This window comes from Nocardioides sp. NBC_00163 (genome assembly GCF_045206295.1).
Classification (GTDB): domain Bacteria; phylum Actinomycetota; class Actinomycetes; order Propionibacteriales; family Nocardioidaceae; genus Nocardioides.
Genome location: NZ_CP108155.1, coordinates 3,398,914 through 3,424,793, shown reverse-complemented (window position 1 = coordinate 3,424,793; position 25,880 = coordinate 3,398,914). Strand labels below are relative to the sequence as shown.

At 69.8% G+C, this 25,880-nt stretch carries 27 protein-coding genes; 16 read left to right on the top strand and 11 right to left on the bottom strand.

What is annotated here, in order from left to right:
* Window positions 1-58: 58 nt before the first annotated feature.
* Window positions 59-1,408: an RDD family protein gene (locus OG801_RS16435; RefSeq protein ID WP_406029830.1), complete on the bottom strand. Its 1,350-nt coding sequence runs from the start codon at window positions 1,406-1,408 to the stop codon at window positions 59-61.
* Between the two features lie 113 nt (window positions 1,409-1,521).
* Here OG801_RS16435 and OG801_RS16430 point away from each other — a divergent pair, with 113 nt between their 5' ends.
* Both OG801_RS16430 and OG801_RS16425 read left to right on the top strand, forming a co-directional pair.
* A complete protein-coding gene (locus OG801_RS16430; RefSeq protein ID WP_406029828.1) occupies window positions 1,522-2,409 on the top strand; it encodes a spermidine synthase in 888 nt (295 codons plus the stop codon).
* Window positions 2,410-2,602: 193 nt separating this feature from the next.
* Window positions 2,603-2,773 carry a hypothetical protein gene (locus tag OG801_RS16425; RefSeq protein ID WP_168381080.1) on the top strand — a complete coding sequence of 57 codons (171 nt, stop codon included), beginning with the start codon at window positions 2,603-2,605 and terminating at the stop codon, window positions 2,771-2,773.
* A 68-nt stretch (window positions 2,774-2,841) separates the two neighbouring features.
* On the opposite strand, the gene OG801_RS16420 is transcribed toward OG801_RS16425, so the two are convergent.
* Together OG801_RS16420 and OG801_RS16415 are read right to left on the bottom strand one after the other, a co-directional pair.
* Window positions 2,842-4,332: an amidohydrolase gene (locus OG801_RS16420; protein WP_406029826.1), complete on the bottom strand. Its 1,491-nt coding sequence runs from the start codon at window positions 4,330-4,332 to the stop codon at window positions 2,842-2,844.
* A 54-nt stretch (window positions 4,333-4,386) separates the two neighbouring features.
* Window positions 4,387-5,937 carry a helicase HerA-like domain-containing protein gene (locus OG801_RS16415; protein ID WP_406029824.1) on the bottom strand — a complete coding sequence of 517 codons (1,551 nt, stop codon included), beginning with the start codon at window positions 5,935-5,937 and terminating at the stop codon, window positions 4,387-4,389.
* Between the two features lie 216 nt (window positions 5,938-6,153).
* Here OG801_RS16415 and OG801_RS16410 point away from each other — a divergent pair, with 216 nt between their 5' ends.
* On the top strand, window positions 6,154-6,447 hold the full coding sequence (locus tag OG801_RS16410; protein WP_045551249.1) for a type II toxin-antitoxin system VapB family antitoxin: 294 nt from the start codon (window positions 6,154-6,156) through the stop codon (window positions 6,445-6,447).
* 28 nt (window positions 6,448-6,475) lie between these two features.
* On the top strand, window positions 6,476-6,991 hold the full coding sequence (locus OG801_RS16405) for a LytR C-terminal domain-containing protein (protein ID WP_355020571.1): 516 nt from the start codon (window positions 6,476-6,478) through the stop codon (window positions 6,989-6,991).
* A gap of 124 nt (window positions 6,992-7,115) precedes the next feature.
* Here OG801_RS16405 and OG801_RS16400 read toward each other — a convergent pair whose 3' ends face one another.
* Window positions 7,116-8,606, bottom strand: coding sequence for a potassium/proton antiporter (locus OG801_RS16400; protein ID WP_406029822.1), 1,491 nt, complete (start codon window positions 8,604-8,606; stop codon window positions 7,116-7,118).
* Window positions 8,607-8,658: 52 nt separating this feature from the next.
* Here OG801_RS16400 and OG801_RS16395 point away from each other — a divergent pair, with 52 nt between their 5' ends.
* The 5 genes from OG801_RS16395 to OG801_RS16375 all read left to right on the top strand — a co-directional run bounded on the left by OG801_RS16395 (window position 8,659) and on the right by OG801_RS16375 (window position 13,717).
* Complete coding sequence (locus OG801_RS16395) at window positions 8,659-9,834, top strand: pyridoxal phosphate-dependent aminotransferase (protein ID WP_355020573.1); 1,176 nt, start codon at window positions 8,659-8,661, stop codon at window positions 9,832-9,834.
* 95 nt (window positions 9,835-9,929) lie between these two features.
* Window positions 9,930-10,292 carry a hypothetical protein gene (locus tag OG801_RS16390; RefSeq protein ID WP_355020574.1) on the top strand — a complete coding sequence of 121 codons (363 nt, stop codon included), beginning with the start codon at window positions 9,930-9,932 and terminating at the stop codon, window positions 10,290-10,292.
* Window positions 10,289-11,170 (top strand): hypothetical protein, encoded by an 882-nt coding sequence (locus tag OG801_RS16385; RefSeq protein WP_406029819.1) that lies wholly within the window; start codon window positions 10,289-10,291, stop codon window positions 11,168-11,170. The genes OG801_RS16390 and OG801_RS16385 overlap by 4 nt, the downstream gene beginning before the upstream one ends.
* Window positions 11,167-12,495, top strand: coding sequence for a hypothetical protein (locus tag OG801_RS16380; RefSeq protein ID WP_406029818.1), 1,329 nt, complete (start codon window positions 11,167-11,169; stop codon window positions 12,493-12,495). The genes OG801_RS16385 and OG801_RS16380 overlap by 4 nt, the downstream gene beginning before the upstream one ends.
* 133 nt (window positions 12,496-12,628) lie before the next feature.
* Window positions 12,629-13,717, top strand: coding sequence for a hypothetical protein (locus OG801_RS16375; RefSeq protein WP_406029816.1), 1,089 nt, complete (start codon window positions 12,629-12,631; stop codon window positions 13,715-13,717).
* An 88-nt stretch (window positions 13,718-13,805) separates the two neighbouring features.
* On the opposite strand, the gene OG801_RS16370 is transcribed toward OG801_RS16375, so the two are convergent.
* Entirely contained in the window at window positions 13,806-14,801 is a 996-nt protein-coding gene (locus OG801_RS16370) for a MerR family transcriptional regulator (protein ID WP_355020578.1), read from the bottom strand.
* Window positions 14,802-14,866: 65 nt separating this feature from the next.
* Window positions 14,867-15,355: a MarR family winged helix-turn-helix transcriptional regulator gene (locus OG801_RS16365; RefSeq protein ID WP_406029814.1), complete on the bottom strand. Its 489-nt coding sequence runs from the start codon at window positions 15,353-15,355 to the stop codon at window positions 14,867-14,869.
* Window positions 15,356-15,396: 41 nt separating this feature from the next.
* Here OG801_RS16365 and OG801_RS16360 point away from each other — a divergent pair, with 41 nt between their 5' ends.
* The 3 genes from OG801_RS16360 to OG801_RS16350 all read left to right on the top strand — a co-directional run bounded on the left by OG801_RS16360 (window position 15,397) and on the right by OG801_RS16350 (window position 19,068).
* Entirely contained in the window at window positions 15,397-16,308 is a 912-nt protein-coding gene (locus OG801_RS16360; RefSeq protein WP_406029812.1) for a DMT family transporter, read from the top strand.
* A gap of 9 nt (window positions 16,309-16,317) precedes the next feature.
* Window positions 16,318-17,826, top strand: a complete 1,509-nt coding sequence (locus OG801_RS16355) for a spermidine synthase (RefSeq protein WP_406029810.1) — start codon at window positions 16,318-16,320, stop codon at window positions 17,824-17,826.
* A 462-nt stretch (window positions 17,827-18,288) separates the two neighbouring features.
* Complete coding sequence (locus OG801_RS16350; RefSeq protein ID WP_355020582.1) at window positions 18,289-19,068, top strand: GntR family transcriptional regulator; 780 nt, start codon at window positions 18,289-18,291, stop codon at window positions 19,066-19,068.
* Between the two features lie 24 nt (window positions 19,069-19,092).
* Here OG801_RS16350 and OG801_RS16345 read toward each other — a convergent pair whose 3' ends face one another.
* Window positions 19,093-20,454, bottom strand: a complete 1,362-nt coding sequence (locus tag OG801_RS16345; RefSeq protein ID WP_406024885.1) for a vWA domain-containing protein — start codon at window positions 20,452-20,454, stop codon at window positions 19,093-19,095.
* Window positions 20,451-21,329, bottom strand: a complete 879-nt coding sequence (locus tag OG801_RS16340) for an AAA family ATPase (protein WP_378817257.1) — start codon at window positions 21,327-21,329, stop codon at window positions 20,451-20,453. The genes OG801_RS16345 and OG801_RS16340 overlap by 4 nt, the downstream gene beginning before the upstream one ends.
* A 112-nt stretch (window positions 21,330-21,441) precedes the next feature.
* Between OG801_RS16340 and OG801_RS16335 the strand changes: the two genes are divergently transcribed.
* Window positions 21,442-21,774 carry a hypothetical protein gene (locus tag OG801_RS16335; RefSeq protein WP_406029808.1) on the top strand — a complete coding sequence of 111 codons (333 nt, stop codon included), beginning with the start codon at window positions 21,442-21,444 and terminating at the stop codon, window positions 21,772-21,774.
* 3 nt (window positions 21,775-21,777) lie between these two features.
* Here OG801_RS16335 and OG801_RS16330 read toward each other — a convergent pair whose 3' ends face one another.
* From OG801_RS16330 to OG801_RS16320, 3 genes are all read right to left on the bottom strand, one after another.
* Window positions 21,778-22,317 carry a winged helix-turn-helix transcriptional regulator gene (locus tag OG801_RS16330; protein ID WP_406029806.1) on the bottom strand — a complete coding sequence of 180 codons (540 nt, stop codon included), beginning with the start codon at window positions 22,315-22,317 and terminating at the stop codon, window positions 21,778-21,780.
* 66 nt (window positions 22,318-22,383) lie between these two features.
* Entirely contained in the window at window positions 22,384-23,085 is a 702-nt protein-coding gene (locus OG801_RS16325) for a winged helix-turn-helix transcriptional regulator (protein ID WP_406029804.1), read from the bottom strand.
* 101 nt (window positions 23,086-23,186) lie between these two features.
* Window positions 23,187-23,861 carry a winged helix-turn-helix transcriptional regulator gene (locus OG801_RS16320; RefSeq protein WP_406029802.1) on the bottom strand — a complete coding sequence of 225 codons (675 nt, stop codon included), beginning with the start codon at window positions 23,859-23,861 and terminating at the stop codon, window positions 23,187-23,189.
* Between the two features lie 53 nt (window positions 23,862-23,914).
* On the opposite strand from OG801_RS16320, the gene OG801_RS16315 reads away from it, so the two are divergent.
* The 3 genes from OG801_RS16315 to OG801_RS16305 are packed head-to-tail and all read left to right on the top strand — an operon-like array spanning window position 23,915 to window position 25,806.
* Complete coding sequence (locus tag OG801_RS16315; RefSeq protein ID WP_406029800.1) at window positions 23,915-24,706, top strand: DUF899 family protein; 792 nt, start codon at window positions 23,915-23,917, stop codon at window positions 24,704-24,706.
* A gap of 10 nt (window positions 24,707-24,716) precedes the next feature.
* Window positions 24,717-25,133 (top strand): VOC family protein, encoded by a 417-nt coding sequence (locus tag OG801_RS16310; RefSeq protein ID WP_406029798.1) that lies wholly within the window; start codon window positions 24,717-24,719, stop codon window positions 25,131-25,133.
* 31 nt (window positions 25,134-25,164) lie between these two features.
* Entirely contained in the window at window positions 25,165-25,806 is a 642-nt protein-coding gene (locus tag OG801_RS16305) for a PadR family transcriptional regulator (protein ID WP_406029796.1), read from the top strand.
* The last annotated feature ends 74 nt before the right edge of the window (window positions 25,807-25,880 follow it).

Below are 25,880 nucleotides of genomic sequence, written 5' to 3'. Positions count from 1 at the left end.
TCGTTCCCCTCGTCAACGTGCCAGTCATTGCAGCCAGATGCGGCGGATGGAGCGGCGGTCACCCGCGACGCACCAGGGCCGAGCGGTCACCGAAGCGGATCATCGCGCCGACCGGTGCCAGCACCGGCTCCCACGCGTTCAGCCGTCGGGTGGCACCCTCGTGGATCACCACGGTGCCGTTGGTGGAGCCGCGGTCGGTGACCTCGACGCCGTCCCCGCTGGGGCGCAGCGAGAGGTGGGTCTTCGAGACCGACACGTCGATGATCGAGACCGTACGCGCCCCCAGCGTGTTCTCCGTCAGAGCGGGGTCACGGCCGACCAGCACCAGGCCGGCCACCGGGATCCGCTCACCGGAGTCGACCTTGAGCATGATGCCCCGCTCGCGCGGCTGCGCCGGAGGCTGCTGACCACCGGACGTGGGCAGCGGCGTGGGGGCCGGCGTGGGAGCGGGCGTAGGCGTCGGCGTCGGGGCCGGATGCGGGGTCGGTGTCGGGTAAGGCGTGGGCGTCGGGGTCGGAGGCGGCGGGGGAACCGTCTGGCCCTGGTTGGGGGTCACCGCGCGCGAGGGCGGGATCGACGGGGTCACCGGCTTCGGTGCCACCGGTCCCGACGGCGGTGTCGCGAGCGAGCCGCCCGCGGAAGCACCGGGCTCGTCGTTCCTCGCCTTCGGACGGGAGACGCCGAGTACGCCGGCGCTGACCCGCCCCGAGGGCCGGTAGCTGCCGGCGTCGTGATCGTTGGGTGTGGTGAGCGAGGGCAGCGACTTCCGCTGCGCGACGGGCGCGGCCGCGACCGTCTTCCGGGCGATGCGCATCCGCTTCTCGTCGTAGGGGTCGAGGCCCTCACGTACGTCGACCATCCAGATCTCGGCGACCTTGTCGTGCCAGCCGCGGTTCCGCTGTTCCTTGTCGAACAGCGGCGAGGCGAGGAAGGCGATCGGAGCGATCGGGATGATCCCGGAGCCCCAGAGCACCAGCGCGCGGAGGAAGGCGCGGCCGACGCCCGGCCGCTCGAGCGTCTTGACGTTGATCGAGCGGATTCCGACGACGGACTTGCCCAGCGTGACCCCGCGGCGGCCGTGGAAGACGATCTGGACGATGACGAAGATCAGGCTCAGCAACACGGTGGCGCCGCCCGCGATCGCCGCCAGCATGAAGTCGGGGTGGCTCAGGAACCGGGCGAAGCCGAACTTGCCCTGGGCAAGCTTCAGCAGCAGCGGGAGCGTGAAGACCAGGTAGGGGACCTGCAGGAGCAGGTAGCAGACGATGTCGACGGCGGCCGCGGCCGCACGGCGGCCCAGCGGCGCGTCCTTCAGACCGAGCGAGGCGGCGTAGGCCGGGTCCGGCTTTCCGTCGGCGGTGAGACCCTCGATCCGGTCGTCATTTTCGGCGACCTCCCATATCTCCACCGCAAGAACTCCCTCACGCCCGATGTCCGAGTAATTTCGGCGCTGACCAACAACGCCAGAAGGCTACCGGAATGTCCCGGCTCGGGCGCGATGGTGTCTGGCAGGATCGAGGTATGTCAACACCCTCCGGGCCATCAGGGAGCCTCGAGCGCATCGTCTTCTCGGACGGCAGCACCGCCGATCTCGTACGCAAGGAGGACGGCTGGGCGATTCAGATCGACGGCGTCGCGCAGTCCCACCTCGGGGAGGACCCGGCGCAACCGCCGAAGCTCGCCTCGATCCGGTGGATGCTGGCTGCGCTCGGGGACCAGGCGCCCCGCAGCGCCGCCCACCTGGGCGGCGCGCTGCTCGCGCTCCCCCGTGCGGTCGCCCACCGATGGCCGGCGACCAGGCAGACGGTCGTGGAGATCGAGCCCGCGCTGGTGGAGCTGACCAGGTCACGGTTCCCGCTTCCCCCGGGGATCACCATGGAGACCGCCGAGGCACGCTCCTGGCTCGAGGCGCACCCGGGTTCGGAACACGATGCCATCGTCATCGACGTCTTCGTCGGCAACCGGATCCCGCCGGCATTCACCTCGCTGGAGTGCATGGCCGCGGCGCGCAGCGCGCTGAGCGAGGAGGGTCGGCTCGTGCTGAACTCCGTCGCCGGCCCCGAACTGTTCTTCACCCGTCGTGAGCTCGCGACATTGCGTACGGTCTTCGGGCATGTCGCGATGATCGTGCAGGGGTCCGCGCTCGCGGGAGCGAGGTTCGGCAACGCCACCCTGATCGCCTCGGCGTCCCCGATCGACGGCGACGTGATCCGCTCCTCGCTCGCCGGCGACCCGTCGAAGGGTGCGCTGGTGACCGACCTCGACCCGATCATCGACGGCGCCGATCCGATCAGCGAGGCCGACCAGCTCTGGTCTCCGGAGCCGAACCTTCCCGACGCGAGCGCCGCGCTGCGGCTCCTCGAGCAGGCCCGCCAGGCCGTCGACACGCTCAGATCCGCCGCTGACTGAGGCTCCATCGCCTTTGTCTAGCGAGATTCGGCCCTATCGCTCGGCAGATACCGCAACAGGCATCGACAGCCATTTCTTTTACCGAAACCGGCTTGTAACGTTCAAACAACCTGCTTGCGACTTGCGGGCGGGATGCTTGATGCGCAGGACAAACCACGATGCACACCATCTATCCGTTGTAGGGGGGACCTCGATGGAAACACTCACCGCCACCCAGCCTGAGGCCAACAGTGCCGCGAAGCAGCACAGCCTCAAGTTCCGTCACGCCAGTGCCCTGACGAAGCTCATGGACGAGCGCCAGGACCTGCGCGGTGTTCACGTGTTCGCCGACTTCGTCGACGACTCGGTGCGCTGGTCCGCCTGACCAGCAGCTAAATGGGGGGATCCACGATCCCACGGCGCAAGGCCCGGCCGGTGAAGGCCGGGCCTTCGCTACGCCCGGTGGACGATCCGGCCGCCGACGGCGGTCAGCACGACCCCGCCATGGGCGATCGCGGCGAGATCCCCGACCGAGGCCCGGAGCGGGTCGATGTCGAGCACAGCCAGGTCGCCGCGTGATCCGGGAGCGACCGTGGGCTGACCGTCGACCGACGCCGCCAACGCCTCCTGGACGGTGAGTGCCTGCTCCGGGTGCCACGGCTCCTTGCCGTCCCGCGAGCGACCGACGGCGGCCGCGATGGCCAGCCACGGGTCGAGCGGCGCGACCGGAGCATCCGACCCGAGCGCAACCCGCACTCCCTCGTCGAGCATCCAGCGGGTCGCGAAGCAGCGGTCCTCCCGCCCCGGCCAGACGTCCTCGGTCATCTCGCGGTCGTCGAGGATGTGCGCCGGCTGCACGGATGCGGTGATCCCGAGCCGAGCCATCAGCGGCAGATCCTCGCGACGTACGAGCTGGGCGTGCTCGATGCTGCCGCGCGCCCCCGTCATCGCGTACGCCGCCAGCGCCTCCGCCACCGCCCGGTCACCGATCGCGTGCGTGGCCACCTCGAGGCCGGCCGCGTGTGCCCTCTCCAGGAGCCCCTGCAGCTCGTCCAGTGACTGGTTCGGCGCTCCGCAGCTGTCCGGGTCGTCGGCGTACGGGTCACAGCACCACGCCGTCCGCGTGCCGAGCGAGCCGTCGCTGATGATCTTCAGCGGTCCCATCGTCAGCCGATCATCGCCCGGGAGCAGCGGGTCGCCCGTACGCCGCCCCTCGGCGATCGCCTCGTCGAGCTGGTCGGCGTACGTCGCGACCCGGATGCGGAGCAGATCGCAGTCGTACGCCCACCGCCACCGCCAGTCGTCGAGCCGGACACCGACCTCGAAGTCGGTCATCCCGACCACCCCGAGCCCGGCGGTCCGGGTCAGCATCCGGCGGTAGGCCGCCGGTGTGTTCCCGCTGGCCTCGAAGAGCTCCGCGACCGTCGGATAGGCCTGGTACCACTCGGTCTCCTGCACCATGTCCTCACGGCGCGGCAGCCCCACCGCGTCGAGCGCGGCGGTGTTCAGCCAGGCGTGGTGGAAGTCGTGGTTGACCAGGATCGCGGGGATGCCGCCGGTGACCGAGTCGAGCTCGGAGACAGTCCCCCAGCGGTCCCAGGTGCCCGCCGAGTGGCCCGTCCCGACGATCGCCTCGCCCGGCTCGATCTCGCGCGCGGCCGCGGCGACCCGCGCCAGCGCCTCGGCGGGGGAACGGGTGCCCTGCAGGTCCAGCCTGCTGGCCCGCAGCGTCCACTGGCCGAGGTGGGTGTGGGCGTCCCACAGCCCCGGCACGAGCCAGCGCCCACCGGCGTCGTACGCCTCGACACCCTCCGGTCGGGACAGGCCTTCTCCGACCGCCGACACGACACCGTCGGCGACGAGAACGTCAACCACCCCGGCGGGCGCGTTCGCCTGAGGTGAGAGCGGAACGATGCGTACGTTCCTGAGGAGAAGGTCGGGCATGAGCAGACGATAAGGAGTCTGCCCATGCTCGAGCCAATCAGATACCGAGGAGCCTCAGCGGCGCTTGAAGATTCCCCTGACGAGTTCCCTTGCGGCGGTGCGCGCGGCCTGCTTGAAGGCAGTCGACTTCACCACCGTCTCGATCATCGAGTCGTCGTCGTCACGCGACCGGGATCGCGACCCGGAGGACTTCTTCGGGGCGGTCTTCTTGGCGGCCTTCTCCTCCGCCTCGGCCGTGCGTGCGGCCTCCGCGGCGTCCGTCTTCGCCTTGAGCTGGTCGACGGCGGACTCGACCTCGACGGACGCGGTGTACTTCGCCGCCAGCGGCGATGCCGCCACGGCGGCTTCCATCGCGGTGGCCTCCGCCGGACCCATCAGCGACTCGGGGGCGCGCAGCCGCGTCCAGGCGACCGGCGTCGGCGCGCCGCGCTCGTTCATGACGGTCACGATCGCCTCGCCGATCCCGAGCGTCTGGATGACCGCGCCGAGGTCGTCGTAGGAGGAGGTCGGGTAGGTGTTGACGCTGGCTTTGAGAGCCTTGGCGTCGTTGGGCGTGGCGACCCGCAGCTGGTGCTGGATGCGCGAGCCGAGCTGGCCGAGCACGTCGTCGGGGACGTCGGTCGGCTTCTGGGTGACGAAGAAGACGCCGACGCCCTTGGAGCGGATCAGCCGGACCGTGTTGGTGATCTGGTCGAGGAACGCGTCGGAGGCGTCGTTGAAGAGCAGGTGCGCCTCGTCGAAGAAGAAGACCAGCTTGGGCTTGTCGACGTCACCGACCTCGGGCAGCGCCCGGAAGAGCTCGGCGAGCAGCCACATCAGGAAGGTCGAGAAGATCGCCGGCCGGTCCTGCAGGTTGGGAAGCTCGAGCAGCGAGATGATCCCGGCGTCCCCGTCGTTGCGTACGAAATCCGTGACGGCGAACGCCGGCTCACCGAAGAACTCGTCCGCACCCTGGTCGGCGAAGGCGATGAGCGTACGCAGGATCACCCCTGTCGTCGCGGACGAGAGGCCGCCCAGGCCCTTGAGATCGGACTTGCCCTCGTCGGAGACCAGCCACTGCAGCACCGCCCGCAGGTCGTCGAGGCCGACCAGCTTCAGGCCGGCCTTCTCGGCGTAGTGGAAGACGAGACCAAGTGAGGACTCCTGGGTGTCGTTGAGATCCAGGACCTTGGAGAGGAGCGTCGGACCGAAGGCGTCGACCGTGACCCGGACCGGGATGCCGGCGCCCTCGCCGCCGAGCGCGAAGAACTCGACCGGGAACCCGCGCGCCTGCCAGGCCTGCCCGACGGAGGCCGCCCGTGCGGTCAGCTTCTCGCTCGACTCGCCCGGCGCGGACAGACCGGAGAGGTCGCCCTTGATGTCGGCTGCGAACACCGGGACCCCGGCTGCGGAGAGCTGCTCGGCGAGCAGCTGCAGGGTCTTCGTCTTCCCCGTGCCGGTCGCGCCGGCGACCAGCCCATGCCGGTTCAACATCCCCAAAGGAATGCGAATCGGCGTCTCCAACAACGTCTCAGCGTCCGCCATCAGGCCCCCGAGCTCGAGGGCGGAACCCTCGAATTGGTAGCCGGGCCCGACCGCTTCTGAGAGAGCAGCAGCATCCGTCATGACCAGGACTCTATGACTTCGTGCCCGATAGGGCGCCGAAGCGAGCGCCGTCCCAGTGCGTGTCCGGCAAGGCGGAGGAGGGAGGCGGCCCGGTGTTGGCCGTCGACCGACGACAACGCCGCCGGGCGCGTGCTGGGGCGGCGCGTAGCCGGCGATCTCCTATCGGGCACGAAGGCATGTGTTGGGATTTGGTCAGGGGGCGATACAGTCACGAGGGTGATCTTCAAGCGTGTCGGCGATTCTCGCCCCTACCCTGACCATGGTCTGACGACCAAGGGGTGGGCCGCGCTGCCTCCTCGGACGGTCCGCCTCGACGAGCTGGTGACCACGAAGGACACCCTCCAGCTGGTGGCTCTGCTCAACGAGGACTCGACGTTCTTCGGCGACCTCTTCGCCCATGTCGTGGAGTGGAACGGCGAGCTCTATCTCGAGGACGGGCTCCACCGGGCGCTCCGCGCGGCGCTCCAACAGCGCAACGTGCTGCACGCCCGCGTGCACAGCCTCGGTTAGGGCGTACCGAGCGGTTAGGCTCGGCGTCATGCTCGATTCGGCCCTCACGGGACTTCGTACGTTCATCATCCTCGCCGTGCTCGCGGCCGCGGTCGCTCTGGCCGGTGCCTGGGGATGGAACGCGATGACCGCACCCTTCCCGCAGAAGGTCGATGTCGGTCCGTGTGTGGACGCGCCGGTCAAGAAGGGCTCCGAGGTCTACCCGTCGCAGGTGGTCGTGACCGTGCTCAACGCGAGCACGCGCGCCGGGCTCGCCACCCGGGCGATGACGGATCTCGTCGACGCGGGCTTCGTCAAGGGGTCCACCGGCAACGCCCCCAGCGGCACGAAGCTGAAGACCGTCGAGGTGTGGACGCCCGACAAGAACGCGCCCTCAGCCGCGCTCGTCGCGAGCTGGCTCGGTGACGCGAAGATCATGGAGACCAAGTCCGACATCCCGGGCATCGTGGTCGTCACCGGCGAGAACTTCCCCGAGGTCACCGGCGGCGACAAGACCGTCACCGCCAAGGCGGACGCCACGATCTGCAGCCCTCCGGTCGAGTAGGCGCGTTCGCACGGATCTGCGAGGTTGGAATACCCGGTTAACCGGGTATTCCTGCACTTCTCTGGCATTGCAACACCTGAGAAGTGCAGGTTTCACCGGTTAACCGGGTATTCCGACCCACCCCTCAGCGCAGCCAACCGGCAAGCCGTCCCTTCCGGCTGACCATCTCGAGACGCCGTTCCGCGAGCTCACGCTGGTGACGGGGTACGACGACCAGGACGACGTCGCGGGCGCGGAGGACCGTGGTGTCGTCCGGAACCATGGTCCGCCCGTCGCGGATCAGCAGCGACACCGACGACCCCATGGGCAGCCGGAGCTCGCTGACCTCGACGCCGTGCAGGCGCGACTCGGGCGGGATCCGGAGCTGGATCAGATCGGCCGCGATCTGCTCCAGCGGCGCGACGTCGAGGTCGAGCGAGCGCGGGTCGTTGGGGCGAGCGACGTCGAGCACCCGGGCGACCCACGGCAGCGTCGGGCCGGTCAGCAGCGTGTAGACGACGACCATCACGAAGACCAGGTCGAAGAGCTCCTCGGCGCCGTCGACGCCCGCGGCCAGGGGGATGGTGGTGAGCACGACCGGCACTGCGCCGCGCAATCCGGCCCAGGAGACGAACGCGGTCTCGCGCCACGTCATCCGGGAGACCACGGTGCTGACCAGCACGGAGGCGGGCCGGGCGACAAAGGTCAGGATCAGCCCGGCGGCGAGCGCGAAACCGATCGTCTGGAGGTCGATACGCCCGGGGGACAACAGCAGCCCGAGCATCACGAAGAGCCCGATCTGGGCCAGCCAGGCGACGCCCTCGGCGAAGGACCTGGTGGCACCGCGGTGGGGCAGCTCGGAGTTACCGAGCACGAGCGCGGCCACGTAGATCGCCGCGAAGCCGGACCCGTGCAGCCACGCCGCTCCGCCGTACGCCAGGAAGGCCAGTGTCATCACCGCCAGCGGATAGAGGCCGGCGGAGGGCAGCGCGGCCCGCCGCATCAGCCATGCCCCACCGAACCCGACGAGCAGGCCGACCACGATGCCCAGCAGCAGCTCGCCGACCACGATCCCGGCCACGACGACCGGATGGTGCTCAGCGATCGCCCCGCTGGCGATCAGCGTCACGATCACCACGGTCGGGGCGTCGTTGAGCCCCGACTCCGCCTCGAGGACACCGGTCAGCCTCTTGGGCAGCGGAACCACACGCAGCACCGAGAACACCGCCGCGGCGTCGGTCGGTGAGGTCACCGCCCCCAGCAGGAACGCCAGCTGCCACGGAAGGCCCAGCAGGTAGTGCGCACCCACCGCGACGATCCCGATCGAGACGACGACCCCGACCGTGGCCAGCATCAGCCCGAGACCGAAGGCGGGACGTACGTCCTTCCACGACGTCGTCAGACCACCTTCAGCCAGGATCAGCGCCAACGCCCCGAAGCCGACCGCGTGCGCGAGCTGGGCGTCGTCGAACCGGATCCCGAGCACCGACTCGCCGAGCAGGACGCCCATCAGCAGGTAGATCAGCAGCGACGGGAGCCCGGCCTTCGTCGACATCCGCACGGCGAGGATCGCCAGGAGCGTGACCAGGGAGCCGATCAGCACGAACAGGTCGAACTGATGGACGTCGAAACTCATGTACGCCGGGCCCCCCTCCGACCTATGGACCTGCATCTTAGTGTTTGCTCCCATGGACCGCCTGACTGTTGCGCAACGCGCGAACGTGCCTCCTTTTCACGTGATGGACATGCTCGAGCGGGCGGCGCAGCGGCAGCGGACGTACGCCGATCTCATCTCGCTCACCTCGGGGCAGCCGTCCACGGGGGCGCCGCAGGCGGTCAGCGCCGAGGCGGTGCGGCTGCTGCAGAGCGGTGACCCGCTGGGCTATACGCCGGCGACCGGGATCCTGGAGCTGCGCCAGGCGATCGCGGGGCACCACCGGGCGTGGCACGGGATCGACGTCTCTCCCGAGGACGTCGTCGTGACCACGGGCGCCAGCGGCGGCTTCCTGGCGACGTTCCTGGCGGCGTTCGACACCGGGGACCGGGTGGCGATGGCCCGGCCGTCCTATCCCTGCTACCGCAACGTACTCGCGGCGCTCGGGTGCGAGGTCGTGGAGATCCCGACCGGTGCCGCCGAGCGCTTCCAGCCGACCGTGGAGCAGGTGCGGGAGCTGCACGAGCGCGTCGGTCTGAAGGGGCTCGTGGTGGCCAGTCCGGCCAACCCGACCGGCACGATGCTGCTGCCCGAGGAGCTGGCCGCGCTGGCTCGCTACTGCGAGGAGGCCGGGATCCAGCTGATCTCGGACGAGATCTACCACGGGCTGACCTACGGCGGGGACGGCAGCCGTGGCCGCAGCGCCTGGGAGACCTCGCGCGACGCCGTCGTGTTCGGCTCGTTCTCGAAGTACTTCTCGATGACCGGCTGGCGCATCGGCTGGCTGCTCGCGCCCGCCCACCTGCGACGCGCGATCGACGTCCTGGTCGGCAACTTCACCATCTGCCCGCCGACCCTCGCCCAGCATGCCGCGGTGGCGGCATTCACCCCGGACGCGTACGCCGAGCTCGACGGTCACGTGACCCGCTACGCGACCAACCGCGGGGTGCTCCTCGACGGCCTCCGCTCCCTCGGGGTCACCGAGATGGCGCCGGCCGACGGAGCGTTCTACGTCTATGCCGACGTCAGCCGCTGGACCGACGACACCATGGCCTGGTGCCACCAGATCCTCGACCGCACGGGCGTCGCGATGGCGCCCGGGGTCGATTTCGACCCGGTCGACGGACACCGCTTCGTACGCCTCTCCTTCGCCGGCTCCGCCGCCGAGATCGAGCAGGGCCTCGACCGCCTCTCCACCGTCCTGCGATAGGGCGTCGCGAGCGAATTTGAGAAAGTTCACGATTTTACGTTTAGAAACCGTTCCTGCGGGGTAGGACCATCACAGAGACCTGTCCGAGGAGGGATATGTACGGCGACAGCGACGTGATCCGTCGTCGGGTGAGCCGTCTGCGAGAGCAGGCTGGCGACATCCGCGCGAGTGCCGACAAGCTGGTGGTGCAGTCCGAGGCCGTGCCATGGCACGGTCGGGCTGCCGAGTCCCTCCGTGGGCGGATGAAGGAGCGTGCCACCGCGCTGCGGAGCTCGGCCGAGAAGCATGACCGGGCGGCCGACGCCCTGGCCAAGCACCTCAATCAGGTCGACCTGTTCAAGGAGCAGATCGCCGAGGCCGAGGCACGCGCCGAGGCGCTGATCGCCGAGGACAAGCTCGACGGATTCGAGGCCCCTGAGCCGGGCCACAAGGACTGGCTGGAGGTCACCTTCCGATGACCACGATCGACCTGGGCCCCGCTCCGGCGGCGCCGACAGAGCCGTGGGCGGGTGTGCCCCGCCGCGTCGGCCTGACCCTGCCTGAGCTGACCCATGCCTGCGAGACCATCGGGGCGCCGCTCCCGTTCGAGGTCGCGACGCACCGTGATGACGGGCTCGACGCCCGCTTGGGGCAGACCCGCTCGGCAGCCGAGGCCGAGGCCCTGGCGCGCGCCGTCGCCGGCTTCGGCGAGGGCAGCACCTCGCTGCAGCGCCGCGACCTCCTCGACGCCGACGGGACCCTCGACGCCGGGATCGCCGGCGCGCTGGGACTGCTGGCGACCCCGGAGGTGGTCATCGACCTCGACGTCGTCATCGACGGCCTCCGTGGCCGCGCCTGGCACCGGCAGAAGGGTGAGGCAGCCGCCTCGCTGGCCACCGTGGACGGGCTCGTCTTCGAGCTCTCCTGGTATCCCTCGGCGGCCTGGTCGACCGAGCTCGGCCGCACCGCGACGCTGCCGGGTGACACCGCCCGGCTGGCCTCGGCGGTGCCCGAGCAGCTGGAGGTCCCGTTCGCGACCGCTGACGCCGTCTTCGAGGCGCTGCGCACCGGGCGCGGCGATCTGGTGCCGGTGCTGACCGAGGGCGACGTGGTCGTCTCGCGGGCCCTCGAGGCGCTGTCCACCGAGGCCCACGGCCGGCTGCGTGCCATCGTCGCGACCACCGCCGATCCGGAGAACCCGCTGATCGGCACGGTCTCCTGGACGCTGGTCAACGACGGCTGGCGTTCGATGCGTACGGTGTCGCTCGATGGAGAGCTGACACTGCTGATCACCAGCGTGGAGCCGTCCGAGCTCGCCGCAGACCTTGCCCCTGTTCTCGCGGAGGTGGCTCGATGAGCTCTTCGTCCAACGATCCGATCAACCGCCTGGGACCACTCCCGAGTGGCGCACCCGACTCGGTGCCGCCGCCCGCGGGCCCGGAGGACAAGTACGAGCAGATCCTCGGCCTGGCCGGCTCCATCGGCGATGCCGGCGCGCAGCTGCTCGAGTGGGCCGAGCTCGGGCCTGCGATCCTGACTGACGACGACGTCACCTCCTCCGCCGAGCTCTCCGCGAAGACCTGGGAGCCGGCCGAGGACGAGATCCGGGCCGCGACCTCCGAGAAGGGTGGCGTCCTCGGGCTCAGCCAGGCGCTCGAGGCCGATGCGCTCTCGGTGCGGGCGACCGTGCAGACCTACCGCTGGATCGACGAGCTCCAGGCCGCTGCCCGCAGCACACTGGGCGCCATCGCGGCCAACGCGCTCGACTACCTCGCCCCCGAGGTCGAGCTCGGCGGGTCACTGCTGTCCGCCGGCCTGATCGAGACCGACGCGCTCGACCGTGAGGGCGTCACCGCCTATCTTGGCGAGCTCGCCCAGGGTCATCCCGAGCTGATGGACCACATCGCCACCGGCGGCGGGCTGCTCGAGTCGCTCGAGCTGCGCTCGTTGCTCACCGCCGGCTTCCCGCGCGGGGACGACGCCGGGGCAGCCACCGCGGGCGCGCTGCGCGCCGCCGGTATCGACGCGTTCGCGACCGACGCCGGGCACGCGCTGCGCGACATCGGCGGGGCGCTGGCCTCCACCGAGGAGGACACCGCGGCCGGCGACGTCACCGCCGCCACCCCGGCCACCATCGAGGAGCTGATCCGCACCCTCGAGGCCACCGAGACCGGTGTCGCGGTCCAGAAGACGGCGCCCGGCCGCTACATCGCCTATCTGCCGGGCCCGTACGCCGGCAGTCGGCGCCTGCGGCTCGTCTCCGGTGACCTCTCCGACTACATCGCCACCGCGTCGCGGACCATCGAGGAGGCGGTCGAGGCCGGCTCCCACGTGATGCTCGTCGGCGCCGCGGCCGGGGGCACCGCGGCGGCCGCGATCGCGGCGGCAGCCGGGGGTGCGTACGTCGTGGACCAAGTAGTCACCGTGGGTGCTCCTGGCGCGGCAGCGCCGCGCGTTCCCGAGACCACGCGAGTGCTTTCGCTGGAGGACCGCTCCGACCCGGTGGCGCTCCTCGGCGGGCTCATCAACGCAGGTGTCGGACACCGGTTCACGGTTGTCTACGACGGCACCACGGCGCAGGAGAGCCACTACGTCGCCGGCGGGCGGGCTGCGGACAACGCCGCCCACGACGAGCTCCGTGACGAGATCGGACGGATCCGCAGTCTGGGATACCTCGGCTGAGTTGCGGGCTTGCCTCGATGACGTGAGTCGATACGGTGTAGGTCGCCCTCGGCACCATCCCCGACCTCACCTGTCCTCGGACACCGGCCAGTCGATCGCGGAGGGCACTCTGACGCCTACCTGATCGGTCCCTGTGAAGTCCATCGTCGTCCATGCCGGCCTCCCCAAGACGGGCACCTCCGCGGTCCAGGCGTTCTTCCACGCCAACACGGAGACGCTCGCGAAGGCCGGCATCTTCTACCCTCAGCACACGGTCGACAAGAACGGCATCAGCGCCGGCAACGCCGGGTCGCTCATGGAGCGCTCGGGCCACCTCTTCGTGGCCTCGCCTCACGAGGTCGCCAGGACGCTCGAGGAGTTCGAGGGCAGCGGATGCCACACGCTGCTGCTCTCCTCCGAGGCGTTCCTCCCCGAGCTGCCCGGGATCGCCGAGCTGCTGCCGCCGCAGACCCGGTTCGTCCTGTACGTCCGCGATCCCCTCGCCTTCCTGGAGTCCGACTACAACCAGCGGGTCAAGCGGCTCGGGCATGTCGAGCCGTTCGTGGCGTCGCCTGATGCGTACGGCGGTTGGCTGGGTCACCAGCACCTCTACAACGCTCTCGACTCCGAGGCGGTGCGCGCCCGGCTCGTCCTCCGGCCCTACCTTCCCGAGCTCTTCGTCGGCGGCAGCCTGCTCACCGACCTGCTCGACACCGCCGCCATCGACCCCACCGAGCTCGGCGACCTGTCCTTGAGGCAGGTCAACCTCTCCTACTCGCTGCACGCGCTCGAGATCAAGCGCGCGCTCAACGTCCTCCCGCTCGGGCCGCAGCTGCAGGAGCGCCTCGACGTCCACCTCCAGTCCTGCCCCCTCGGGCCGACGACCTACACCCTGATGCCTCCCGCCGACCACGAGCGGCTCCGGAAGATCGCCGACGACGAGCTGCACGCTCTGGCCCTGCGGTACGACATCGACTCCCTCGAGCTCATGCGGGACCTGCTGCGGGAGAAGCCGCAGAAGCCCTTCCACCCGCAACAGCTCACCGACGACGAGGTCGACGCCGTCGTACGCCACATCGCCACCGTCGGCAAGCGCCTCACCCGCCGGATCGCCCAGACGCTCGTCGAGCACCCCGAGATCGAGCTCGTCTACCCTTCCCTGCGCGACTCTTTCGCCGCCGCTGCCGCCGAGCTCGACGAGGCGCCGGCCGCGCGGCAGCGCTGGTGGTCACGCTGGTTCTGAGCGGGCGGTTGGGATACCCGGTTAACCGGGTATCCCTGCACTTCTCAGGCGTTGCATTGCCAGAGAAGTGCAGGAAAAGCCTGAGAAGTCAGGCCAGGTCGGCAACCACGATGGTGTGGTTGTCCGGTTCTCCGGCGGCGACGACAGCGGCGGCCACCGCGTCGGCGACCGACTGCGGGCCGGCCTCGGCGGCGATCAGCGGATTCAGGTCGTCCGCGTAGGAGTGGACGCCGTCGGTGGTCAGCACCAGCCGGTCACCGGGCAGCAGCTCGAGCGACATCTCGTCGGCGACGACCCCGGGGACCAGGGCGCGGTTGAGCAGCGCCCGGTGCTCATGGGAGCGAGCCTCGTCGGCCGTAAGCTGGCCGGCCTCGACCATGGCGGCGACGACGGTGTGGTCGTGGGTGACCTGGCGTACGTCTCCGTCCCGCACCAGGAAGACCCTGGCGTCGCCGATGTGGGTGATTCGCGCGGTCGAGCCGTGCAGATCGACCGCGGTCAGGGTCGTGCCCGACTTCGGCACCTCCGCGAACACCTCCTGGATGGCCGACCGCAGCCCGCCTGCGGCGTACGCCGTCAGGGCCGCCCCGGCAAGATCGTCGCGCTCACCAAATCCGTCGGCGACGGCGATCAGCTCCGGGGTGACCAGGACGGCGTCCTGCTGGCTGGATCGGCCACCTGTCTCGTGGCTGAAGCCGAACTCGACGTTCAGGGTCTCGGTTGAAGTAGTCATCTGACGTGCCTCGCTCCTCAATCGGTGGACGAGGACGGAGACCATCTTGCGGCGGGTGGCCGTGTCGGCCTCGACCTGGCGCCAGTAGGTCTCGACCTCGACCGCCGCGAGCGCGGCGGGCATGTCGACGACCTCCCGGATCCGGGCCAGCGGCATCCCGACCAGACGCAGTGCGGCCACCAGGCGTGCGCGTTCCACCTGGTCGGGCCCGTAGCGGCGATAGCCGGAGACCGGGTCCACCTCGGCAGGAAGCAGCAGACCGAGGTCGTCGTACAACCTCAGTGCCTTCGGCGTCAGCCCGGTCTCCCGGGCGAAGTCGCCGATGTTCACAAGCCCCTCGAGCCCGCTCATGGTCACCATCCTCCCCGGTGAAGGTCACCGGTGGAAGCAGATTGGTGCTTCCCCTTGGGGCAACCTCAAGCCCCGGTCTGCTCGGTCCACTTCTCGAGCAGCCGGGCAAGCGACCGCCGCTCGGCCGCGGTGAAGACGGCGAGCAGGCGGTGCTCGTTGGCGATGTGGTCGGTGAAAGCCGCGTCGATCAGCTCGCGCCCACGCTCGGTCAGCGCGACCCGGCGCCCGCGACCGTCCTCATCCCGGCGGTCCCGGCTGACCCAGCCCTGAGCCAGGCAGCGGTCGACCCGCTTGGTGACCGCCCCCGAGGAGACCATCGTCTGCTCGCCGAGCTCCTTCGGAGTCAGGGCGTACGGAGCGCCTTGCCGTCGCAGCGTCGCCAGGACGTCGAACTCGCCCTCGCCCAGCCCGTGTTCGGCATAGACGCTGACCAGTTCGTCGGTGAGACGCAGCGCCAGTCGGTGCAGCCGGGCGATGACGGCCTGGGGGGTGATGTCGAGGTCGGGACGCTCCCGCTCCCATTGCTCCATCACGGTGGAGACGTGGTCTGCCATGACGACGGAATATATCTCACGCGGAAGGTATTATACCTTCCATGGAAAGTAGATTTGTGACCCTCGCGCTGACCGCGATCGCCCCGGTGGCATGGGGGTCGGGCTACTTCGTCACCGCCACGTTCCTGCCGCCGGACCGGCCGCTGTTCGGCGCAGTGGTCCGGGCACTGCCCTTCGGCCTGCTGCTCCTGGCACTCCGGCCGGGTCTGCTCCATGGCTCCTGGTGGTGGCGCACAGCGGCGCTCGGACTGCTCAACTTCGGGGCGTTCTTCGCCCTCGTCTTCGTCGCCGCCTACCGGCTCCCCGGCGGCCTCGCCGCCACCCTGACCGCGGTCTCGCCGATCGTGGTGATGCTGCTGGCCTGGGCCTTCGCCGGCGAGCGGCCACGGGCCGGATCGCTCGCGGCCGGCGTCGTCGGCGCCATCGGTGTCGCCCTGCTGGTGCTCCGTGGCGGCGCAAGCCTCGACCTGATCGGGGTCCTGGCCGCCTTCGCCTCGGTCGCCGTCTTCTCCACCGGCTTCATCCTCGTCAAGGTCTGGCGGCCGCCGGTCGGACTGCTCACCTTCACCGCCTGGCAGCTCGTCCTGGGCGGCCTCATCCTCGCCCCGGTGGCTCTCCTCGTCGAAGGCCCGCCGCCCACTCTCGACCTGCCGGCGATCGGGGGCTACATCTACATCGGCATCGCCGGCACCGTCGTCGCCTACGCGGTCTGGTTCCGTGGCGCGCGGCGCCTTCCCGCCGCCGCGGTGTCGCTGGTCGGCCTGCTCAACCCGGTCGCCGGGATCCTCATCGGGCTCGCTTTCGCGGGCGAACATCTCACTCCGACCAGCGGGCTCGGGATGGCGTTGGTCCTCGGTGGCGTACTCCTCGGACAGCCTGCGGTGCTCGACCGGATCAAGGCCGGACGTCGGCCAGAACCGGCCTCGCGTGCCGACGTTGGAGCAGCCGGATAGGTTCACCCCATGAAACTGCGTGCGCGTGCGCTTGAGCTTCTCGTCTTCACCGTCGGTGCCGGCACCTTGGGGTCAGAGATGGCCGCGGCTCGGCTGCTCGCTCCGTGGTTCGGCGACTCGACCATCGTGTGGGCCAACACGATCGCGACGGTGCTGGTGGCACTGGCGATCGGCTACGCCGTCGGCGGCAGGATCGCCGACCGGAACCCCCACCCCTCCGGCCTGGCCAAGATCGTGCTCGCCGCCGCCGCCCTCCTGGCCGCGGTGCCGTTCATCGCCGACCCGTTCCTCCCGCTCGCGGTCAGGGCCGTCGACCAGCTCAGCATCGCCACCTTCGCCGGCTCGCTGGTCGGGGTCGGCGTGCTGCTCGCGATCCCGCTGTTCCTGCTCGGCATCGTCAGCCCCTACGCCGTCCGGCTGACCGTCGAAGCCGTCGAGGACGCCGGCCACGCTGCCGGGCGCCTCTACGCGATCTCGACGGTCGGCTCCCTGGTCGGCACCTTCGCCGCCTCGCTGTTCCTCATCCCGGTCGTCGGGACGCGGCGTACGTTCCTGATCTTCGCTCTCCTCATGGCGATCTGCGCGATCCCGCACCTGGTCAAGCGCCGGCTGCCGGCGGCAGTCGTACCGGCGGTGATCCTCGCTCTGATCGCGCTGCCGACCGGGTCGATCAAGACGCTGACCAGCAACGGCGGCGAGGTGATCTGGGAGAAGGAGACGGAGTACCAGTACGCCCGCGTGGTCGAGTACGACGACGGCAGCCGCTACCTCGAGCTCAACGAGGGCCACGCCGTGCACTCGGTCTACACCGAGGGCCAGTACCTCACCGGCGCCTACTGGGACGAGATGCTCTCGCTGTCGTACGCCGGCGCGGAGGCGCCGAAGTCGGTGGCGATCCTGGGCTCGGCCGCCGGGACGACCGCGCGCCAGTTCGGCCACTTCGCCCCCGAGACCCGGGTGGACGCCGTCGAGATCGACGAGGACGTCACCGAGGTCGGCCAGAAGCTCTTCGACCTCAAGGACCAGCCGAACCTCCACCTCCACACCGCCGACGCCCGCCCGTGGCTGCAGAAGCAGACCCGGAAGTACGACGCGATCATGGTCGACGCCTACCACCAGCCCTACATCCCGTTCTACCTGACCACGAAGGAGTTCTTCGCCCTGGCGAAGGACCACCTGAACCCGGGCGGGGTGCTCGTCGTGAACTCAGCCCACCCGGAGGGCTCGACAGCGCTGGAGAAGGTCCTCACGGCAACGCTGCGGACCTCGTTCGGCGAGGCCGTGTGGCGGTCGGACTCCGGCCCGACCAACACCCACCTGATCGCGACCGTCGACCCGGAGGCGGATCCCGCCGCCAGCCTCGTCGCCACCGCGAAGTCGCAGCCCGCCGACCTCGCCGGCACGCTCACCGACTCCGCCGCCCGGCTCGAGCCGGGCACCCGGGGCGGGACGGTCTACACCGATGATGTCGCGCCGGTCGAGTGGCTCACCGACCTCAGCCTGCTCGAGGTTGCCTGACCCGCTCGGGCGCTTCACCTCGCCGATCGGCGTCTTGCGCAGGCACCCGACGCAGACCTGATTGGGCGCGACCTTGCTGAGCCTGCGCGGCGGCAGCACATGCCACGTCCCCAGCCGCCGGCCGCACACGGTCATGACGTACCCGTTGCTCCTCTTGCCTGAGCGAAGGTGCCAGAAGCTCCCACGGTCGGTGCGGTAGACCAGCGGGTCCTTGGACAGGACCGGCGGCCTCTCGCTGGACCCCATGCTGAGTCTGTCGTCTACGAACACGAATTCCCCCCAAGGAATGTCGATGGCTCTCGTCGTTGAGTGCCTCGAGACGCCGGTGTCACAGCTGGGCCATGCCGCCCAACGCCCCGAGACACGTTCGACCATAAGTCCACTCATTGCAACGGGTCAAGGCGGAAAGGGTGGGGCTATGCGGCTATTCGGGATCTGTACGCCTCAGTAACGTGTTCTCCCATGAGTAACCCCCGTCCGCGCGGCCTGCCGAAATACCTGCACGTGGCCGACTATCTGCGGGCCCAGATCGACGACGGCACCTATCTGCCCGGCGAGCGTCTACCGACGGAACCCGAGCTGATGGATACGTTCCCCTACGACCGCGCCACGATCCGGCGGGGTCTGGCGGTGCTGCGCAACGAAGGCCTGATCACCAGCGAGCAGGGCCGTGGTGTCTTCGTACGCGACGCCACCAAGACCCGCTACGACCTGATGAGCATGCTCATCACCGACCGCAGTCACCCGGCGAAGCCGGACGCCGCTTACAACCAGCCCCCGCGCGGCCCGGACGACGGTCTCTCGGTCGAGCACACCTACGAGGTGATCCCCGCCGGCGAGAAGCTGGGGGCGGCCTTCGACCTCGACCCGCGCAGCGAGCTGCTCAGCACCACCTTCACCTTCTACATCAGCGGCGACGACACCGCCGAATACCGCACCACGGCCTACATCCCGTATCCGCTGGTCATCGACACCCCGCTGGCCACGCCGTCCGCCGACTGGCCGCAGCCGCCGATCAAGGACCTGCTGGCCACGGTCGGCGTCAAGGTCACCACGGTCGCGATGGACATCGAGTCCCGGATGCCGACGCCGCAGGAGACCTACGACCTGCAGATCCCCGACGGCACCCCGGTCCTCTCCGACCGACGCCGCTTCCTCGCCGAGGACCGGGTCGTGTGCGTCACCGACTCGGTCGGGGTCGCCGACCGGATCGTCTACGGGCTGGACCTGAAGCTGCAGTGAGCCTGGCCCCGAAACGGCACGGCTTCAGGCCAGGTCGTGGACGAACTCCGACAGCTGGGTGAGGTTGCGGCACTCCCGCATCTCGATGATCGAGCCGTAGCGGGTGGCCTCGGAGTCGCCGGTGTCCCACTGCGTACGGACCTCGGGGTTGAGCCAGTGGGCGTGCCTGCTCGCCTCGGCCATCGCCCGTAGCGAGTCGACGGCGAGGTCCGAGTAGTTGGACCGGGCGTCGCCGAGGATCAGCAGCGACGACTTCGGTCCGAGGGCGTCGGCGTGCCGCTCCTGGAAGAGGGAGAAGGCGCGGCCGTAGTTGGTGCGCCCCATCCGGGCCGCGTGCTCGGTCGCCTTCGTCAGCTCGGTCATCGTGTCGACCAGGTCGGCGCCGGGCTTGAAGTAGGACGTGACCTCGTGGATCTCGTCGACGAAGGTGAACGCGCGCACCTTGCCGAACTGCTCGCGCAGAGCGAAGACGAGCATCAGCGTGAAGGTCGCGAAGTTGGACACCGAGCCCGACACGTCGCACAGGATCACCAGCTCGGTGCGGTGCGGCCGCTTCGGCCTGAAGCGCAGGTCGACGGGGACGCCGCCGGTGGACATCGAGGACCGGAGCGTACGCCGCAGGTCCACCGCTCCTCGCCGGCGCGCGTGATGCTCCTGGGTGAGCCGCGTCGCCAGCCGGCGCGCCAACGGGTAGATCTCGCGCCGCAGCGCCTCCAGGTCGGCCCGCCGCGCGTGCAGGAAGTCGAGCTTCTCGATGGTGGGGCGTACGGCGATCTTGGCGATCTGCTCGGGGCCCTTCTCCTCCGCGATGCGGCGGCGGGCGTCGGCCTCCACCAGGCCCGCGAAACGGTCCACCCGACGGGTGCCGACCCGGGCAGCCTCCTCGTCGGTCCAGCCGCCCTGCTGGAGCCCCTCGATGAGCCGCGAGGTGAGCTCGTCGGTCGAGAGCCGGCGCAGCGCGGTATAGGACGACCACGAGCTCAGCCCCGGGCCGCGACCGGGCATCGCGCCGAAGCGCGCCACCGCCTCGGCGGCCAGCTGACGGAGCATCTCGACATCGTCGGCCTCCAGCGCCTCGCTCAGCCGCGAGGTGAACTCGGAGAGCGCCTCCGGCCCGTCCTTAGCCACTCCAGCAGCCTCGGCGTCCGCGTCCATCCCCGAGCCGACCATCCGCGGGAAGTAGAGCTCGAAGAGCCCGTCGAAGGTGGCTCGCTGGTTGGCGCGCTTGACCAGGGTCGCGGCGTACGCCTCCTTCACCTGGGTCCGGTCGTTCCAGCCGATCAGGCCGAGGGCGGTGACCGCGTCGAGGCCTTCGGAGAGGGACACCGGCAGCCCGGCTCCCCGCAGTGCTTCGAGGAACTCGATGTGCCGGTCGAGGAGAGTCACCTCTTCAACCGCAGCTCTCGGACCGCGCGGTCGACGTCGGAGGAGTGCTTGAGGACGACGCCGAGGGTGTCGGCGACGGCCTTGTCGGAGAGGTCGGTGATCTCCAGCGCGATCAGGGTGCGCGCCCAGTCGACCGACTCGGCGATCGAGGGGGACTTCTTGAGCTCCAGCTCGCGCAGGCGGCCGACCACGGAGACGAGCTGGCGCGCCACCTTGTCGTCGAGGCCGGGCACCTGGGAGAGCACGATCTCGCGCTCCCGGTCGGCGTCGGGGTAGTCGAGGTGGAGGTAGAGGCAGCGTCGCTTGAGCGCCTCGGAGAGCTCGCGGGTGGCGTTGGAGGTGAGCACGACCAGCGGACGGCGGGTCGAGGTCATCGTGCCGAGCTCGGGGATGGTCACCTGGAAGTCGGAGAGGACCTCGAGCAGCAGCCCCTCGACCTCGACGTCGGTCTTGTCGACCTCGTCGATGAGCAGCACCGTCGGCTCCTCACGGCGGATCGCGGTCAGCAGCGGCCTGGTCAGCAGGAACTCTTCGGAGAAGATGTCGTCGTGGGTCTCCTCCCACGCCTGGCCGTCGTTGGCCGCCTGGATGCGGAGGAGCTGCTTCTTGTAGTTCCACTCGTACAGCGCCCGGGCCTCGTCCAGGCCCTCATAGCACTGCAACCTGACCAGCTCGGCCCCGGTCGCGCGGGTGATCGCCTTGGCCAGCTCGGTCTTGCCCACACCGGCCGGTCCTTCGACGAGCACCGGCTTCTCCAGCGCCCCCGCGAGGTAGGTCGTCAGCGCGGTCGAGTCGTCCGCGAGGTAGCCGACGTCTCCCATACGGGTGACGGCCTCGGCGGGCGAGGAGAACCAGGAAGACGTACGCGAAGGCATGACGCGACACTAGCGAGTCTGCTCCTGGTCTGCTCCCGGTGTCCGGGTGGGACGTTCGTCATAATGACGATCGGAGCCGTTACCGTCGGGCCCATCCGTCGTTGTGGTAGGCGTGCACTCGGACACTCCGCGACATCTGACGCTGGTCGTCGTCGCCATGAAGGTATGCGCGCTGACCGCGCTGGCGGCCTTCTGTCTGGTTGCCCTCACCACGCCGTCCGAGCCTCGGTCGCTGGCGAAGCGGGAGCAGCCCGAGCTCGCCGCGATGCTCGAGCAGCACCACTGCGTGGCGCCTCCGACGATCGCGCCCTGGCGCCGGGAGAGTGCCATCATCCGCTCCCCGCTCGGCGAGCTGAAGCACGTGCCGCTCGACGTCGGTCAGCTGATCGAGCAGGGCAAGGCACGCGGCGAGCTGATCGCGTTCTGCGCCGACCCTGCCTCCTAGACCTCAGCCCACCGCGGCCATCGCGTCGGCGAAGACCCGGAGCACGCGCGCCAGCACCGCCCGGTCGCCCTCGACGCGGAGATCGCCCTTCGCCAGTGCGTCGTCCAGGGACTGCCCGAGGAGCGCGACGCCCGCCCAGGCCGTCGAGTCGCCGGTGACCGCGACGTCGACTCGGGGAAGGTCACCGACGTCCAGGTCGAAGCCGTACTCGTTCCAGTCGAGACGGAACTCCTGGGCCTCCACGTCGGGGCACCGCGAGTCGGTCAGCTTCCAGCCCCAGTCGGTCAGGGCGTACGCCGTCGTCTTGGTGAGGTAGCCGAGCTCGGTCTCGACCACGACGCCCGCGCGCTCCAGGAACTGCAGCCGGTCGTTGAGCTCCTCGGTGCTGATCCCGATCAGGGACGACCTCAGATCAGGAGACGTACGCGGTCCGAACATCAGCTCGCGCACCACGATCAGACTCCACCGATCGCCGATCAGGTCCAGTGCGTGCGCCGCCGCGCACGCATCTCCCAGGCCCCCGTAGGACAGGTTCAGGGTCACGTCGATCCCTCCGAGCAGCTGGATCAGGTCGCGTCCAGTGAACCACGCCGGGCCGAGCGGAGAACCTCAGCTGGCCTCTGCGAGCGTGTCCGCGAACAGTCCGAGCACACGATCCAGCGCGGCGCGGTCACCCTCGACCTTCAGCCCGGCCTCGGCGATCGCGGCGTCCACGGGGAAGCCCATGAACACGACACCGGTCCAGGCCGTCGAGTCGCCCGCGATGGTCACGTCGGCGTCCTCGAGCGTGCCCTCGGCGAGGTCGAACTGGTTGCCCTTCCACACGAGCCGGAACTGCTGCGGGTCGACGTCCGGACGGCGGGCGTCGGTCAGCTCCCAGGCGACGCTGATCGGCTCGGGGGTCGTCGCGCTGCCGGCGGGCACCATCGTGCGCATCGCCACCATCACGCCACTGGGCGTCATCCCGGCGGACATGATCGGGAAGCGGGTCGAGCCGTGGGCCCAGCGACCGAGCGCCCCGAGGATCGTCTCGAGCTCGCGGCCCCACGGGGTGAGGGCGTAGGCCGTCGTCTTGGTGATGTAGCCGAGCTCTGTCTCGACCACGACGCCGGCATGCTCGAGGAACTGCAGGCGGTCCTTGAGCTCGTCGGTGCTGACACCGATCACGGAGGATTCCAGGTCACGCGCCGTACGCGGCCCGAACATCAGCTCGCGCACCACGATCAGGCTCCACCGGTCGCCGATCAGGTCCAGTGCGTGCGCGGCCGCGCACGCGTCTCCCAGGTCCCCGTATGTCAGGTTCAGGGTCACGTCGATCCTCTCCGAGTCATTCGATCGCATCGAGCGTAGTGAGCCCGAACTAGGCGTCGTCAGAGCCAGAAGTCCCGGCGTGCCCGCTGAAGATGCGGTGCCTAGGCGATGGCGGAGTACGCAGCAGCCACCCGCTCCACGGCTCGCCGGTCGCCCTCGACGGCCATCGAGCCGACCGGGCTCCCGGCGAAGACGACGTCCGCCCAGGCCGACGAGTCGCCGGAGACGGTCGCCGCGGGCGCGTCGTCCGCACCCTCGCTCAGCTCGAAACGGTCCTCGTCCCAGTGCAGGCGGTAGCGGCGTACGCCTGCGGCGGGACGCCGCTCGTCGTGCAGCTCGATCGCGATCCGGACGGGGCCGTCGCCCCAGTCGGCCATCGTGGCGTAGGGGGCCATGGTGCGCATCGCGACGATTGCGCCGTCGGGGGTCATGCTCCCGTCCACCGGGAAGCCGGGCGAGCGCTGCGCCCAGTGACCGAGCGATCGCATCACGTCCTCCAGCCCCTGCCCCCACTCGGTGAGCCGGTAGACGCGGGTCCGTCCGAGGTCGTCGAGCTGGGCCTGCTCGACGACGCCGCTGTCGCGCAGCGCCTTCAGCCTGGAGGTGAGCACAGCGGGCGTGATCCCGACGACGGCCGAGGCCAGGTCGGCGAACCGGCGCGGACCGAGCACCAGCTCGCGCGCGATCACCATGCTCCACCGGTCGCCGATGACGTCCATGGCGTGCGCGGTCGCGCAGGCATCACCCAGGTCGGCGTACGTCTGCTTCTTCGGCATCGATCCTCCAAACTCTCTTCACAAGAGTATCAACTATGTTTAACGTAGTCAGTATGACCACGATCTCACTTCCGCCCGTCGTCGACCGGACGACCTATCTGCACGAGCGCGACGCGCTCCTCGACCGCGAGAAGGAGCACACCCGCACGGGCGACGCTCTCGCCGCGGCCCGCCGAAGGCTCCCGATGACCGAGGTCGACGCGGCCGCACCGCTCGTCGGCGGCGCTGGGCGGGTCAGCCTGCTCGATGCCTTCGAGGGGCGTACACAGCTCTTCGCGAGCTACCACATGTGGCACACCGGCCATGCCGCCGCCGACCAGTGCGAGGGGTGCACGTTCTTCAGCGGCGGTGTGAGCGAGCTCGGCTACCTGCACTCGCGCGGGGTGACGTACGCGGTCTTCTGCCAGGGGCCCTACCCGGAGAGCTCCCGCTACCGGGACTTCATGGGGTGGGAGATGCCGTGGTACTCCGTGCCCGAGGAGTCGTGGGACGTCCTCGACGCCCGCGGGTTCTTCGGCGGCAAGGTCTGCTACCTGCGCGACGGCGACCGGGTCTTCGAGACGTACCGCACGACGGGACGTGGCGTGGAGCCGATGTCGGCGTCGTACGGGATCCTGGACATGACCGTCTACGGACGGCAGGAGACCTGGGAGGACTCACCGGAGGGCTGGCCGCGGCGCACAGGCATCGACGGCAGCCAGTTCCGTAGCGAGGAGGCGTCGACGACCAACCACCGCGCCGGCGTGAGCGGTCGCCCGACGGCGCAGTGGTCGCGGCTCGCCGCCGGGCGCGACGACGATCTCGGATCCGACACCGCCCCCACCGCCGACCACTGCTGTCACTGAGGAGCTCCGGATGCGTACGACGATCGCCCTGCCCACCCGGGACCGCGCCCGGTCCCATGTGTTCCTCCGCGACGGCCTCGGCCTCGAGACTCCCGGCGAGCTCGCCGACGACGGGGTCCCCGAACCGCTGCGCGCGACCCTGTCGGACTCCTGCGAGGTGATGATGATCCCGACCGGCGGGTTCAAGTGGGTCACCGGCCAGCTCGCGGACGAGCCGATGGACGCGGCTACCCTGCCTCCGCCGGAGGGCCCGAAGCAGTGCCTGGTCACCATCGAGCTCGGCTCGCGCGACGATGTCGACGCGCGCTATGCGGCTGCCATGGCTCTCGGCCGCGGCATGATCGAGCCGGAGTCGGCGCCGTGGGGTGAATACCGCGCGGTCGTCGCCGACCCCGACGGACACCTGTGGCAGCTGACGTCCCACTGAGGCCCGGTCTTGCCGCCCCTAGAATCTCCCTATGGCCGGAGACGACACACGGATGCTGCTGCTGGGAGCAGTGGCGCTGTTCGAGCCCGTCAACGGCTACCAGATCCGGCGCGAGCTGATGTCGTGGCAGGTCGACCAGTGGGCCAACATCAACCCGGGCTCGATCTACCACGCGCTGACCTCGCTGACCGAGAAGGGCCATCTGACCAGGCACGATCTGGTCGACAACGGGCGTACGGTCGCGGTCTACGAGATCAGCACCGGCGGCCGGGCAGAGCTGGAGCGCCTGGTCACCCGCTCGCTGCAGGCCGTGGACGTCTACAACGGCGTCTCCTTCTACGCCGCGTTCTCGCTGGTGCCGCTGCTGGAGCGGCCGTCCGTGGTCCAGCACCTGAGCGTCCGGCTGAAGAACCTGGAGCGCACGATCAAGGAGCTCGACGCCGCGGTCCGGGTGAACGCCCGCATGGTGCCGCCCCACACCGTCGCCGCGCTGCACCTCCAGCTCGACAAGCTCCGCTCCGAGCGGGCGTGGCTGGTGGAGGTCCTGGACGACGTACGCAGCGGCAAGCTCTTCTTCGCCGGCGACGCCCCCGACTGGGCACCGGCCGCGGACGACCCGGGCTGGCAGATGGACGCCGACCGGAAGCGCTACCGGGAGATGCTGCGCGGCTGAGCCGGCGCGGATCGCGCTCTATTCGTTTGACATACCGGGATCAAAATTGAACACTCACGGTATTCAAGTTTGAA